This window comes from Streptomyces megasporus (genome assembly GCF_000718985.1).
Lineage (GTDB): Bacteria > Actinomycetota > Actinomycetes > Streptomycetales > Streptomycetaceae > Streptomyces > Streptomyces megasporus.
The window spans coordinates 212,988-226,726 of the sequence record NZ_JODL01000012.1 but is presented as its reverse complement, the minus strand read 5'-3'; the positions used below and the strand labels follow the sequence as shown (position 1 = coordinate 226,726).

Annotated in this window: 13 protein-coding genes and 1 pseudogene; 8 read left to right on the top strand and 6 right to left on the bottom strand. The window is 70.7% G+C overall.

What is annotated here, in order from left to right:
• Positions 1-548 precede the first annotated feature (548 nt).
• Positions 549-977, top strand: coding sequence for a hypothetical protein (locus tag IF47_RS30695; protein WP_157839961.1), 429 nt, complete (start codon positions 549-551; stop codon positions 975-977).
• A 32-nt stretch (positions 978-1,009) separates the two neighbouring features.
• Here IF47_RS30695 and IF47_RS31055 read toward each other — a convergent pair.
• Positions 1,010-1,820 (bottom strand): annotated as a pseudogene (locus tag IF47_RS31055) (IS5/IS1182 family transposase).
• A 354-nt stretch (positions 1,821-2,174) separates the two neighbouring features.
• Between IF47_RS31055 and IF47_RS28715 the strand changes: the two are divergent.
• On the top strand, positions 2,175-2,561 hold the full coding sequence (locus tag IF47_RS28715; RefSeq protein ID WP_157839960.1) for a hypothetical protein: 387 nt from the start codon (positions 2,175-2,177) through the stop codon (positions 2,559-2,561).
• A 210-nt stretch (positions 2,562-2,771) separates the two neighbouring features.
• Here the strand turns inward: IF47_RS28715 and IF47_RS0113040 are convergent, their stop codons facing one another.
• Positions 2,772-3,611: a BRCT domain-containing protein gene (locus IF47_RS0113040; RefSeq protein ID WP_245641101.1), complete on the bottom strand. Its 840-nt coding sequence runs from the start codon at positions 3,609-3,611 to the stop codon at positions 2,772-2,774.
• Positions 3,612-3,613: 2 nt separating this feature from the next.
• Positions 3,614-4,237 (bottom strand): hypothetical protein, encoded by a 624-nt coding sequence (locus IF47_RS0113030; protein WP_245641100.1) that lies wholly within the window; start codon positions 4,235-4,237, stop codon positions 3,614-3,616.
• A gap of 764 nt (positions 4,238-5,001) precedes the next feature.
• Between IF47_RS0113030 and IF47_RS0113015 the strand changes: the two genes are divergently transcribed.
• On the top strand, positions 5,002-5,385 hold the full coding sequence (locus tag IF47_RS0113015) for a hypothetical protein (RefSeq protein ID WP_211257201.1): 384 nt from the start codon (positions 5,002-5,004) through the stop codon (positions 5,383-5,385).
• Between the two features lie 280 nt (positions 5,386-5,665).
• Here IF47_RS0113015 and hemQ read toward each other — a convergent pair whose 3' ends face one another.
• Positions 5,666-6,382, bottom strand: coding sequence for a hydrogen peroxide-dependent heme synthase (gene hemQ, locus IF47_RS0113010; RefSeq protein WP_031508891.1), 717 nt, complete (start codon positions 6,380-6,382; stop codon positions 5,666-5,668).
• 10 nt (positions 6,383-6,392) lie between these two features.
• The gene (gene hemG, locus IF47_RS0113005) at positions 6,393-7,805 is read right to left on the bottom strand and encodes a protoporphyrinogen oxidase (protein WP_037732482.1); all 1,413 of its coding nucleotides are present in this window, start codon (positions 7,803-7,805) and stop codon (positions 6,393-6,395) included.
• Between the two features lie 146 nt (positions 7,806-7,951).
• On the opposite strand from hemG, the gene IF47_RS0113000 reads away from it, so the two are divergent.
• Positions 7,952-9,031 carry a DUF4349 domain-containing protein gene (locus tag IF47_RS0113000; RefSeq protein ID WP_078591789.1) on the top strand — a complete coding sequence of 360 codons (1,080 nt, stop codon included), beginning with the start codon at positions 7,952-7,954 and terminating at the stop codon, positions 9,029-9,031.
• Here the strand turns inward: IF47_RS0113000 and hemE are convergent.
• A complete protein-coding gene (hemE, locus tag IF47_RS0112995) occupies positions 9,028-10,035 on the bottom strand; it encodes a uroporphyrinogen decarboxylase (RefSeq protein WP_051717569.1) in 1,008 nt (335 codons plus the stop codon). The two genes, IF47_RS0113000 and hemE, sit on opposite strands and share 4 nt — an antisense overlap.
• 156 nt (positions 10,036-10,191) lie before the next feature.
• On the opposite strand from hemE, the gene IF47_RS0112990 reads away from it, so the two are divergent.
• From IF47_RS0112990 to IF47_RS0112975, 4 genes are all read left to right on the top strand, one after another.
• Positions 10,192-10,830 carry a DUF3000 domain-containing protein gene (locus IF47_RS0112990; RefSeq protein ID WP_031508887.1) on the top strand — a complete coding sequence of 213 codons (639 nt, stop codon included), beginning with the start codon at positions 10,192-10,194 and terminating at the stop codon, positions 10,828-10,830.
• Between the two features lie 175 nt (positions 10,831-11,005).
• Complete coding sequence (locus IF47_RS0112985) at positions 11,006-11,680, top strand: helix-turn-helix transcriptional regulator (protein WP_031508886.1); 675 nt, start codon at positions 11,006-11,008, stop codon at positions 11,678-11,680.
• A gap of 217 nt (positions 11,681-11,897) precedes the next feature.
• Positions 11,898-13,181 (top strand): HRDC domain-containing protein, encoded by a 1,284-nt coding sequence (locus IF47_RS0112980; RefSeq protein WP_031508885.1) that lies wholly within the window; start codon positions 11,898-11,900, stop codon positions 13,179-13,181.
• Between the two features lie 186 nt (positions 13,182-13,367).
• Positions 13,368-13,631 (top strand): hypothetical protein, encoded by a 264-nt coding sequence (locus tag IF47_RS0112975; RefSeq protein ID WP_031508884.1) that lies wholly within the window; start codon positions 13,368-13,370, stop codon positions 13,629-13,631.
• Positions 13,632-13,739: the final 108 nt, after the last annotated feature.

Genomic DNA, 13,739 nt, shown 5'->3' with positions numbered 1-13,739 from the left:
CGGCATACGAGATGTAGAGAGGTCTCGTGGGCTCGGAGATGTGTATAAGAGACAGACCCCCACAACCCCCACACCTGGACCGACCCCCTCGGCCTCGCACCCTGCGGGCCACAGTACGACTACATGAATGATCCAGGACCGGATAACTGGATTCCATCCGGACACTCCGTGACTCACGGAGAGACGGGCACGTTGATCGGGGAAGACGGCGCCAGCGTGAGAAACTTCCAAAATGTTCTCAACCGCGGGGAGCACGATGTGGTGGCTCATGGTTCCCGTGACGGTTTCCTCGCGCTGCCCGGAGGACCTGTGAACGGTGGTCAACTAGTCGATGCCGTCCTGAACAACCCTCATTACGACGGCGGGCCTCTTAGGCTTATGGTGTGCCATTCTGGAAGCTCTGGAATAGCTCAGCAGGTCGCCAATGAGCTCGGCGTAACAGTCCGGGCTCCGACAAATATGGTGGGAACGAACCCTGTCCTGGGCCGAGGACAGGATCCCATGATCGCCGACGGCGGATATTGGCGAATCTTCCTTCCAATAATACAGTGAGGTGCATTGTGCAATTTATTGGGTTCTTCAGGGAGATGTCTTACGGGGAGAAGCGAGCAGGGCATGAATCGCTTCTTGAAGCGGCGCAGATTCGGGGTGACTACGACACGAAGGGCATGACTGACTACCTTGTCTCGGGACACCCGATTCTTGACCTCATGGAAATCACCTTCGACCTGATCGGGAAGAAGTTCCAGTCACCCGGAGGGTCTTCTGTAATGACAGATGGCGAGTACGTATGGCGCGCCGACTTGGTAGAATACGTTCGACACTACCGCGTAAACCTTCCGGAAAATTTCGTTCAATGGGTAGAGGGTAACTCCTACGAGGTCCCTGATGTTACGCGACAGCGTCTTATTGATATATCCACCTCGGTGAGCGAATTTTTGGGATTTGGCATCGATCCCGGGGCCGCGCCGCGATGACCTTGAGAAATGGCTGCTGAGCCTTTCCAGCCTCATTCCAAGCTGATCGAATGGACAGCGAAGGCGGCTTGAGCGAGGGCGGTGACGCGGGTGGTGGAGCGTCGCAGTCTGCTTAGAAAACACCAGGTCATGGGGGTCGAGGACAGGTTCGATGAGGGCGCAGTTCTCACCTGGGACCGGTTGACAGCCTGCCAGCGGGCGGGAAAGTCCTCCCCCTCGGCCTCGGAAGAAGGATGCGGATGGTGGGCGGTGCCTTGGTGAGCCTTGTCAGATCAGCGCTTGATGCCTGGCATGGCGAGGGCGTCGAGGGCACCGTGCTCACAAGCTGCGCGGACATCCTGGATGGCCCGGACGGAGCGGGTGAGGCCCACAGCAGACGTCCGCCCCCGGGTCGGCAGGGATCTGCACGTTCATGCCTTGCTCCCGCGCTTGGGCACCACACCCATACTCACAGCCCGATTGGAAAGGCTCGCCCGCGCCGATGTTCCCAGCCTCCGGCTAGGGGACGCCCCAACCGATGGGCATCAGGGTGCCGCCCAACAAGACGAACGCTTCCCTCGACGCCCCAGGAACTGTTTGCGCGAGTGTTGGGTTCAAGTCGGCCAAGACGGCGACGGCTTCGATGATGTAGCGGTAGACGGCCGTCGTTTTGATGCCGAGCCCAGCCGCGAGCTGGGCGTAGGGCTACCCGTTGGGCAGGCGGGTCAGCGCGAGAAGGGCCTGACAGCCGACGGTCAGACGCCGCCACCGGTCAACAACGGCTCGGCAGTGCTCTCCCAGGCGAGCAGCGAGGAAGCGCAGAGTGGAGCCGGATACGTCCGGCCCGGAAGGATGGACAAGCACGGGAAGTCTCCGATGGATACGGTTCTCCTGATCAAAACCCCATCCACCAGGGACTTCCTCGCCTGTCACCCCAACCTCTCTGCCAGAGAGCCAGGTGATTGGAAGGGTCCGTGTCGACTCCGACAGGTTCGACGAGCTGATCAGGGAGCGTTTCGGCACCCCGATCCCGACAGCGCGAAGGCGCGGACGATGATCCGTGCCATGGGAACGGGGAAGATCCGGGGCAGGCGAGGCCGGTTTACAAAGCCCGAGGAAGACACTGGAAGCCCAACTGGGTATGGAGGTCAACTTGTCCGTCGTTCGCGTGGAGGACTCATTCGACAATCTTCCCTTCATCCGGGTTCCGTGAGCGCCATGAGCAGGTACTCGTACTGCAGAATCCTGGTCAAGGGGTTGAGGGCCGAAGACGTGCATCCCCTTGTGAGGGGCCTGTTCGAAGGCACCTTCGAGATGCACACGATGACCGTGGACGGTCTCGATGTGGAGGTCCGCCGGAACCCTGATCTCCAGGAGAGTGCGGAGTTCCCGGATGACTTCGTCCTGTGGCCCGTGCAGGTCGAGATCGAGCCGGTCACGCCTCGTGGGGAGGATTCGATGGTGGAAACGGTCACACGCATCCTCGAGGCTCTGTGGGAAGCGAAGGCGCAAGCTGTGGCAGCATGCGACTTCGAGGATGAATTGCCCTGGGATGGCGGTGTCCGACGGCTCGGGACCGCCGGGCCGACGTGGCCCTCGGCTTGAGGAAATCGGCGGACCCGCTGGACTTGGCGCACACCTACAGGTTCCAGGTGCGCACGGTGCCCGGCCGACCGGGGCAGGTCGGGCGGTTGCCTTTCGAGTACATGCCGTCCAGGTACGCAGCGTGACGTATGTACGAGGCCCGGTGAGACACCCGTCCGTACGTGGACGGGCCTTTTCTGATTCCGCGGTTCGCGCATGGCTCGGCAGGGATCAGAGCCCGGTGAACTCGGGTGCCCAGGCGAGTCGGATACCGAGACTCTCGGCAAGCACGGCCCATCGGGCGTCGATGGGCCGTTTCTCCAGCATCAGCACCGGATGTACGCGGCGGTCGGGATGCGCGGTCCGGATCTGGTGGGTGTAGTCGAGGACTTGGCCGATGCCCAGACGGATCTGCTGGTCCTCGCTCGCACCGCTCAGGCTCTTGACCTCGGCGATGAAGACCTCTGCGCCGCGCGACCAACCGGCGTCGAATCTCGGCGCGTTCCGGGCATACGTGCGCACGTCGATCCCCCTGCCACCCAGGTGCGCGATGAGCGCGCCCACCGTCGACTCGTGTGCCGCCGTGGCCTTGTCGAGGTGGCCGAGGTCCATGGTCAGGGCCTTGGGCGCGTGCCGGCCGATCCGCCGCACCCGGAGGGCCCCGCCGAGGATGTCGCCCCCGGTCTCGGGAGGCGCCACGGGGCGAACACGCCCTTGGCCGGTCCGCCGCAGTTCCAGGCAGGGGGCGGAGCGGCGGCGGAGGAGGTTCGAGAACCCGTCCCCGTCCACCACGCAGACGTGCCGTCCCCGGCTGCGCTCCTCCTCGGCGTCCACGAGGGTACTGCTGTAGGCCCGGCTGGGGTCGGTCACGACCTTGCCGGCGAGATCGCCGTACACCACGAGGGTCACGCCGCCGGAGAAGTCGGCTCTGTAGGTCGCGCCGAGACGTTCGGCCTTCTCGGCGCAACGCTTCCTGACCATCCACTTGCCGTCGACAAGAGCACGGCCCGTGAAGCAGATCGTTCGCCCCTTGAGGCTGTGGACCTTTCCGTCGCACCGACGGCCTGCCACGGTCACTCCTTCCGCTCAGGTCGGTTCCCGTCCGGGGACAGCCAGCCGATGTGGCGCAGGACGGGCACGATCCGGAAGTGGACGAAGGCGATCACCGGCGTCTCGTCGTCCTCAGCGGAGAAGAACAGGGCGTGCTGGAAAGCGACTTCGTCCTGTGGAGCGTTCAGGTCGACGTCGCGCGGGCCCGATCGGACGAACGCGGGACCCAGCGTGACTCCCTTGCGCGCGGTCAACTCCCGCAGGTGGCGCAGTCCCATCCAGCCCGCGAGGCCCGCCGTCGTGAGGGACTTCTTGATCCGTGGCCTCCCCCGCGCATCGACGTACGTGGGGTACAGCATGATGCGCAGTTCCGAACTCGGGAACCTCGCTATCCCGGAGCGCAGCCGGTTGTGCAGGTTGGAGAGGGGCGCGGGCATCTCGGGGACGACGGTGGGCTGGTAGAGCGTCAGGTCCCGCTCGCCGTTCTCCCAGCGGTTGTCGTGGATGGTCAGCGGAGGGTGTCCGGGAACCTTCAGCTTCCATTCCACGGGGTGGGTGGCGGAGGCTTCGCCCGAACAGGTCGTACCTTCCTTCCTCTTGCCCGCCTCCTTGCTCCGCTTCAGCTTGAGATCGTTTAACAGGCGCACGAGTGGCGCTCCTCTCCGAAGGACATGGCTCGCATTTCAGGCTTCATGTGCCGGTTCCATGGCCGCCGTGCGGGCAAACCCGCCCGGTGCCTCGCGGATCTCGTCCACGTCCGTGCCCTGTCAGGCCCCCTCGTCCACCGGCTCGTCCACCGGCACGGGGCCCGGGTGTGCGGAGATCCTGGGCATCGTCTCGTTGGGAGACCGGCGCAGAAGCTTGATGTTCCGGCCCTCCACCGCGGATGCCGAGGTCGCTCGCCGAGCGTTCCCGGGAGTTGGTCGTCGCTGGTGAGGGACGCTCCGACGTCCCACGCCGAGTTCGGTGCGTGCAAGTAGGGGTGGAGGCCGCGCAGGGCCGCGGCCGGGTGCGTCGCGTTGGCCTTGCCCGCGAGCGCGAGGGCGTCACGGCCGGTGCGCTTGCGTCCCGTTTCCATCGTGGCGAACGCGGTGCGGGCACACCGTGTGTGACGGTCAGGCCACCCCGATCCCGGCCTTGGCGTCCGCGTGGAAGGCCCTTGTGTCGTACGAGTCGGCCGCCCGGGACCCCCACGGGCACCGACAGGACGACGACCTGGTGCGGTAAACCCTGTATGCGAGCAACGACACCGGCCAGGTTCCAAGGAACACAAGGGCCTCTCCGTGGCAGGCGGCAGCGACCGAGGCCGAAGGGCGGGACCGCACAAGTGGAATATGTCGTGGTGAGTTGGGACGAGGAGGGTCGGGGGTTCTGGACGGATCCTCGTGACCATGTGCGCCGACTCGATACTTTGAAAGCGGATCTCCCCCCAGGGGCGAGGGAGTTCGCGAGCGATCCCTCGCACCACGACTTCCACGGCGAGCGCTGCGTGAAGGACCTGAGGCTCTCGAAGATGGAGCTGCCGGGGGCGGACTTCGGGGATTTGCGGATCGTTTTCTCCCCGAACCCTTGGAAGCACGCCACGGGGCTGGTGATCGAGTACTCGGGCGTGCGCCGTCTCGACATCTCCGAGGGCGGTTATCCGTGGGACCAGGACGAGGGGTACGGCACCGTGCTGCTCGACGAGATCCTGCCCTCCCGGACCGGCTGCTCCCACGAGATCGCGCTGAGCGTCTCCACGGTCAGGATCGAGTGCGCCGACCTCGTCGCGAGATGGGTCGAGCCCAAGGGGTGAGTCGGTGGTCTTTGATCCCGACCATCAGGGAACGCGAAAGCCCTCGGAGGGTGGTCTCACAATCCGAGAGGGTCCGTCGCTCCGTGTCCCACCGGTCGCCAGGCATGGCGGTCGGAGCCGTCGGACATGGGTCGGGTCGGAAGATCGGAGCCGGATCGTGCGACGGCCGTTCCGGTCCGGTCCGCGCCCGTTCCGGAGACGTCGACCGCCCCGTGCGTCCCTCCCCCGCCCCGGCACGCGAGGGGGCGGGAGGGACGCACGGGGTGCGGCGGGCCGGTGGTCAGGCCAGGCTGGCCACCAGCTCCGCCACCGACTTGCGGCGGCCCGTGTAGAACGGGACCTCCTCCCGCACGTGGAGGCGGGCCTTGGAAGCGCGCAGGTGACGCATGAGGTCGACGATGCGGTGCAGCTCGTCGGCCTCGAAGGCCAGCAGCCACTCGTAGTCGCCCAGCGCGAAGGAGGCCACGGTGTTGGCGCGCACGTCCGGGTAGCCGCGCGCCATCTGGCCGTGCTCGGCGAGCATGCCCCGGCGCTCCTCGTCGGGCAGGACGTACCACTCGTAGGAGCGCACGAACGGGTAGACGCACACGTAGGCGCGCGGCTCCTCGTCGGCCAGGAAGGCCGGGATGTGCGAGCGGTTGAACTCGGCGGGGCGGTGCAGCGCCATGTTGGACCACACCGGCTCCATGGCGCGGCCCAGCTTGGTGCGCCGGAAGAGGTTGTAGGCCTCCTGGAGGGCGTCGGCGGTCTCCGCGTGCCACCAGATCATCAGGTCGGCGTCGGCGCGGAGCCCGGAGACGTCGTAGGTGCCGCGCACGGTGACGTCCTTGGCGGCGAGCTGGTCGAACAGCTCCTGGACTTCGTCGGCGTGGCCGGCGCGGTCCTCGGGAAGCGCCTCGCGCAGGCGGAAGACCGACCAGAGGGTGTAGCGGATGACCTCGTTGAGGTCCTTGGCCTTCTTGCCCGCGTTGGGCGTCTTGCGGGGTTCAGCAGTCATACGGCCATTCTCACGCGCTCGGCCCGGCGCCGGGCGACCGGGTCCGGGTCCCGGAGGCCCGCAGCACCGTCTCGGCGGCGGCGCGTCCGCTCGCGACGCAGGCCGGGATGCCCACCCCGTCGTAGGCGGCCCCGCAGACCGCCAGGCCCGGGTGGACGGCGAGGTCGCGGCGGACGCGGGCCACCCGGTCCAGGTGGCCCACCGGGTACTGCGGCAGTCCGTTCTCCCACCGGGTGACCACGCGCGCCACCGGCCGCGCGGTGAGTCCGATCGCGGCCTTCAGGTCGCGCAGGGACAGCTCCACCAGATCGGCGTCGTCGCGTCGGAGCACCTCCTCCTCCCCGTACCGGCCCAGGGAGGTGCGCAGGACGAACAGGTCGGGGTCCTGGGCGGAGACCCAGGACCACTTGTTGGACGAGAAGGTGGACGCCTTGATGGCGTGCCCGTCCACGGGCGGGACGAGGAAGCCGCTGCCCTCCGGGGTCCGTGTGAGGTTCCGGCGGCGGAAGGCGAGGGTGACCAGGGCCATGGAGGCGTACTCGACGGCGTCCAGCTCGGCCGCGGCGGCCGGGACCTCGGTCTCCAGCAGCCGCGCGGCGACCGGCGCGGGCACGGCCAGCACCACCCCGTCCGCGTCCAGCGTCCGTCCGCCGGCGGTCACCGTCCACCCGCCCTGCTTGACGCGGCGCAGCCCGGTCGCGGAGACGCCGGTGAGGATCTCCGCCCCGGCCGCCCGGCAGGCGTCGGCGACGGCCCCGGGCAGCCGCCCGACACCGCCCTCGATGCCCATGAACACGGGCCCCTCCTGCCGCTGCGCCGCGGTCCGCTCCTGGATGGCGCGGACCCCGGCCAGCAGGGAGCGCTCCCGTCGGGCCGCCTCGTAGAGCTTGGGGACGGCGGCGCGCATCGAGATCCGGTAGGCGTCCCCCGCGTACACCCCGCCCAGCAGCGGTTCCACGAGCCGGTCCACGATCTCCCGGCCGAGCCGCGCGGCGACGTACTCGCCGACGGCGACGTCCTGCCCGACCCCGGTGCGCGGCAGTTCGGCGTCCTCGGCGGCGCGGGCGACGCCCTCGGGGGAGATCACCCCGCCCAGGGACGCCGGGTCGGCGGGCACGCCCATGACGTGGCCGGTGGGCATCGGGCGCAGCTCGCCGCGGGTCCACACCGACGCGGTCGCCGTCGCGGGCGGCTGGAGGGCGTCGCCGAGGCCGACCGCGCGGGCCAGGTCGACCGCCTCGGGGCGGCGGGCGAGCATCGACTCGGCGCCCAGGTCCACGTCGAGGTCCGCGATCCGGCCGGTACGCAGTTTGCCGCCGAGCCGGTCGGTGGATTCCAGGACGGTCACGCGCGCGCCGCCCCTGAGCAGGTGGTGGGCGGCGGCGAGCCCGGAGATGCCGCCGCCGATGACGATGACGTGCATGTCTCCACTCTCGCAGACCTCCCCCCGCCCGGCAGCGGTGGCCCGGCCGAGTCCGGACCGTGACCGCTTCGCGACCGGAACCCGGCAACCGGTTCACCGGGCCGTCCGTCCAACTGCCGACATTCGTAAACGTGTTGGGGGGCTCGATGTTCACACGCACCACACCGGCCGGTTCCTCCGGCCGACTCCGCCGACCGCGTCCGAGGCCGCTGGCCGCCGCCGTGCTGGCCGTCGCCGTGCTGGTCACCGGCTGCGGGGCGACGGGGGGCGGCAGCGAGGAGACGGCGAGTCTGTCCGATCAGGCGGTTCCCGAGCCGGCGCGGAAGGGTGCCGGGAGCGTCGAGGAGGGCGGCGGGCGCCAGGAGGCCGCCGCCGCCGACCGCGAGCCGGGCCGCACCGGCGAGGACCGGCCCGATCTCACCACCGGCCACATCGTCCGCACGGCGTCGCTGACCGTGACGGCGAAGGACGTGCCGGACGCGCTGGCGAAGGCCCGCGCCGCGGTGGAGTCCGCCGGCGGCTACGTCGCCGACGAGTCCACCGACCGGGACTCCGAGGGCCGTGAGCGCTCCCGGGTGAGGCTGCGGGTCCCGCCGCGGGAGTACGAGGACGTGCTCGACGAGTTGGCCGGGCTCGGGAAGCTGGTGGAGCGGAAGGTCTCGGCGAAGGACGTCACCGACGAGGTCGTGGACGTGGAGAGCCGCATCGAGACGCAGAGGGCCAGTGTGGCGCGGGTCCGGAAGCTGATGGACCAGGCGACCAGGCTGTCCGACGTGGTGACCCTGGAGTCCGAGCTGAGCACCCGGCAGGCCGACCTGGAGGCCCTCCAGGCGCGGCTGAAGTCCCTCGAGGAGCGCACCGGGATGGCGACGGTGACGCTGTCGCTCCACGAGCCGGACGGGGAGCCGGTCCGGGAGGGAGACGACGAGCCCTCCTTCGGTGACGCCCTGGCGGCCGGCTGGGACGCCTTCACCACGGCGCTCCGCTGGATCGTCGTCGTCATCGGCGCGGTGCTGCCCTTCGCCGGGGCCGCTCTGCTGGTGGCGCTGGTGTGGCGGCTGGTCCGCCGCCGGCTGCCGGGGGGACCGCGGCGGTCGTCGCGCGCCGTCCCCCCGGTTTTGCCGGTGACGGTTCCGCCACCGGTCGCCGCCGGGGCGTCCGCGCCCAAGGGCGCGGAGCCGGGTGACGGCGGCGGGACCGGCGGGTCGGCGGAGAGGGGCGACTAACGCGCGGTCTGCTCGTGCACGAACTCCACGAGGCGGGTGAGCGCGTCGGGGTCGGTGTCGGGCAGGACGCCGTGGCCGAGGTTGAAGATGTGGCCCGGGAGGTCCCGGGCCGCGTCCAGCACGCGCCGCGCCTGGGCCTCCACGGCCGGGCGCGGCGCGAAGAGCACCGCCGGGTCGAGGTTGCCCTGGACGGCCTTGTCCGGTCCGATGCGGCGGGCGGCCTCGTCCAGCGGCACCCGCCAGTCGGCGCCGACGACGTCCGCGCCCGCCTCGGACATCAGCCCCAGCAGTTCGCCGGTGCCCACGCCGAAGTGGATGCGGGGGACACCGTAGTCGGCGACCGCGTCGAAGACCTTGGTGGAGGCGGGCAGCACCGAGCGGCGGTAGTCGTCGGCGGCCAGGGCGCCGGCCCAGGAGTCGAAGAGCTGGACGGCGGAGGCGCCCGCCTCGATCTGCACCTTCAGGAAGGCGGTGGTGATCTCCGCGAGGCGGTCCAGCAGCTCGGTCCAGAGGTCCGGGGCGCCGTACATCATCGCCTTGGTGTGCTCGTGGTTGCGGGACGGTCCGCCCTCCACGAGGTAGCTGGCGAGGGTGAAGGGGGCTCCGGCGAAGCCGATCAGCGGGGTGGCGCCCAGTTCGTCGGTGAGCGTGCCCACGGCCTCGGTCACGTACGCCACGTCGTCCGGTTCCAGCGGACGCAGCCGCTTCAGGTCCTCGCGGGTGCGGAAGGGTCGGTCGACGACGGGGCCCACGCCCGGCTTGATGTCCAGGTCGATGCCGATGGCCTTGAGGGGGACCACGATGTCGCTGAAGTAGATCGCCGCGTCCACCTTGTGGCGGCGGACGGGCTGGAGGGTGATCTCGGTGACGAGATCGGGGCGCATGCAGGAGTCGAGCATCCCGATGCCCTCGCGCACCCTGCGGTACTCCGGCAGGGAGCGTCCGGCCTGCCGCATGAACCACACCGGGGTGTGCGGCACCGGCTCGCGGCGGCACGCCCGCAGGAAGGCGGAGTCGGCGACGGCGGCGCCGGGCCGGGCGGCCTCCGGGGTGTCGGAGGGGGAGGTCGGGACAGGAGTACGGTCGTCGGCGGTCACAATCAGAAGTCTCGCACGTGTCCCTCCCCGCCCGAGGCCCCCGTCCCGCCTACGCTGCCGCCCATGACAGCGGCGCGAGCACACCTGACGGACGGCGTGGGAGGTCCCGGCGGTGGGGAGGAGGCCCCGCGCCCCTTCCGGCAGGCCGTGGCGGCCCTGGAGGCGGTGCGGCCGCGGCCGGAGGTCCGGCTCGATCCGCTGCCGGCGCCCCGGCGGCTGGCGCCGTTCGCGTACGCCCTGGAGGCGTCGGTGGAGTCGGACGGCGAGGAGGTGGCCGACGGGCGGTTCGTGCTGCTGCACGACCCGGACGGCCAGGAGGCCTGGCGGGGCACGTTCCGGGTGGTGACCCTGGCCCGCGCCGAGCTGGAGCCGGAGATGGCTGCGGACCCGCTGCTGTCCGAGGTGACCTGGTCGTGGCTGACGGGCGCCCTCCAGGCTCGGGGGGTGGCGTACGCCGAGGCGGGTGGCACGGTGACGCGGGTGAGCTCGCACTCCTTCGGGGAGTTGGCCGGGCGCGCGCCGCGGGCGGAGCTCGAGATCCGTGCCTCGTGGACCCCGCGGGAGGGGGCGGCGGGCGCGGCGGCCGGGCACCTGGCCGCCTGGTGCGACCTGCTGTGCCAGTGCGCGGGGCTGCCGCCGGAGGGCGGGGAGGGCGGGTCGGTCGTACCACTGCCGCAGCGCCGTGGCCCGAAGCCACTCTGATGGTTCCCCGGATCGAGTTGGTGTCCGATTTGCCGGAATTATCACTCACTCATTCGTGATCATTCCCTAAAGCCGGACGCCGGAGCTGCCGAAGCTCTCTGTGACCCCATCACAGGGCTCATCCCGACTCCCCCCAAGTCGGCTTCCGTCCGCTCTCCACTCCCCAGGAGGCCCGGTGTCCGTTCTTCTTGAGCACCCCACAAGCCTGGTCGCCTACCGCCCGAACAAGCCGACGGCCATGGTCGTCGTCGCCGACCCCCGCGTCCGTTCCACCGTCACCCGCCACCTGTGGGCGCTCGGGGTCCGGGACGTGATCGAGGCGTCATCGATCGCGGAGGCCCGTCCCCGAGTCGCCAACCCACGTGACATCTGCGTGGCCGAGGTCCACCTGCCCGACGGCTCCGGCCTGACCCTGCTCTCCGAGACCCGCGCGGCGGGCTGGCCCAACGGCCTCGCCCTGTCCGCCGCCGACGACATCGGCGCCGTGCGCAACGCTCTCGCGGGCGGCGTCAAGGGCTACGTCGTCACCGGCACCCGCGGCGCCCCCGGCCACCCCGGCCACCACGGGCGTCCCGGCGCCACCCCCATCGGCGCCACCGCCGCCGCCCGCATGCACCGCCGCCCGCCGGGCGCTCCCGGCCAGCCCAGTGGCTACCGCGAGCTGTCCGGCCGGGAGATCGAGGTGCTGCGGCTGGTGGCGGAGGGCCAGTCGAACAAGGCGATCGGCGTCTCGATGGGCCTGTCCGCCCTGACCGTCAAGAGCCACCTCGCCCGGATCGCGCGCAAGCTGGGCACCGGCGACCGCGCGGGCATGGTCGCGGTCGCCCTGCGCACCGGCATCATCCACTGACCGTCCACCGACCGCTCGCCGGCCGTCCGCCCAGCGGGGCAGGCGGTCCCGGCGCCCTCGGTCCGGGCCGTACCGGCCCGGACCTCCCAGCCCCCGTCCCCTCACACATCCCCTCACGACGCGGCCGGACCCATCGGGTCCGGCCGCGCGGTGCCCGTCGACGTGACGTTCCGTCGGCGGGCACTGCGCATTGCGTGCACACCGATACCCTTGTGGCGTGACCGACGCCCAAGAGACCTCCATAAGCAACACGGCTCAGCCTCCCTCGCCGGAGACGGGCCCGGCGCCGGTCCCCCTGCTGGAACCACGCGAGGGCATCCCGCCCGTGACCGCCACGCCCGAGGCCCTCGCCGAGGTCGTGGACGCCTTCGCCACGGGTCGCGGCCCCATCGCGGTCGACGCCGAGCGGGCGTCCGGATACCGCTACGGGCAGCGCGCCTACCTCGTCCAGTTGCGCCGCGAGGGCGCGGGGACCGCCCTGATCGACCCGGTCGGCTGCCCGAACCTGACCGTCCTCGGCGAGGCGATCGAGGACGCCGAGTGGGTGCTGCACGCCGCCACCCAGGACCTCCCCTGCCTCCGTGAGACGGGCATGCGGCCGAAGCGGCTGTTCGACACCGAGCTGGCCGGCAGGCTCGCGGGCTTCGCCCGGGTGGGCCTCGGCGCGATGGTCGAGAACGTCCTGGGCTACTCGCTGGAGAAGGGCCACTCCGCGGTGGACTGGTCCACCCGTCCGCTGCCCGAGCCCTGGCTGCGGTACGCGGCGCTGGACGTGGAGCTGCTGATCGACCTGCGCGACGCCTTGGAGGAGGAGCTGGAGCGCCAGGGCAAGCTGGGCTGGGCCCACCAGGAGTTCGCCGCCATCGTCGCGGCCCCGCCGCCCGCGCCCCGCAAGGACCCCTGGCGCCGTACGTCGGGCATGCACAAGGTCCGCAGGCGGCGTCAGCTCGCGGTGGTGCGGGAGCTGTGGACGGCCCGCGACCGGGTGGCCCGGCGGCGCGACGTCTCGCCGGGCAAGGTGCTCACCGACGCCGCCATCGTGGAGGCGGCGCTGGCCATGCCCGCCACCGTGCAGGCGCTGGCCGCGCTGCCGGGGTACGGGCACCGGATGGGACGCAGGCAGCTCGAACAGTGGTACGCGGCGATCCAGCACGCCCGCGCCCTGCCGGAGAGCGAGCTGCCGCCGCCCGCCCTGGCCCCGAGCGGCCCTCCGCCGCCCCGTGCCTGGGCCGACAAGGACCCGGTCGCCGCCGCCCGGCTCACCGCGGCGCGCGCCGCGGTGACCGCGCGTGCGGAGGAGCTGAACCTTCCCCAGGAGAACCTGCTCGCCCCCGACACGGTGCGGCGGCTGTGCTGGGAGCCGCCGGGCGAGGTCTCCGAGCCCGCCGTCGCGGACGCGCTGCGCGCGCACGGTGCGCGGGAGTGGCAGATCGAGCAGACGGTGGCGCCGCTGACGGTCGCCCTGTCGGTGGACACGCCGGTGGACACGCCGGTCGAGTAGCCGTCTCGCCTCGCCGCCTCGACCCCGGCTCCCCCGACTCCCCCGGCGCCGCGGCAGGGTCCGGAGCACGGAAGGAGCGGTTCCCCGTGACGCGACCGTGACGTGGCGTTTCCCCGGACCCGGCTTCCGCCCGTGAGGCGATGACACGTAGAGTGATCGTCCACCGACAACCCAGGGGGATGCAGGATGTCCTATCCGAACCAGCCGTACCCGCCGCACCAGCAGCAGCCGAACCCCTCCAACGTGCTCAGCATCGTCGGAATCGTGCTCGGCTGCGTGGCGTTCCTGTTCTGCCCGCCGCTCTTCGGCATCGCGGGCATCATCTGCGGCGCGATCGCGAAGTCCAAGGGCGAGCGGCTCGCCACGGCCGCTCTCGGAGTCTCCATCGCGGGCCTGGTCGGTGGGATGATCCTCGGTTTCGTCCTGTTCCAGGGCATGTCCGGCATCTGACGGAGGCGCGCCGCCTTCCGGACTCTCTCCGCCCCCGGGTGGGGGGCCTCGTGTGACATGTGCCCCTCCCCCGGGGGCTCCCCTTGCGCTCCATCAGTTACCGGCCGG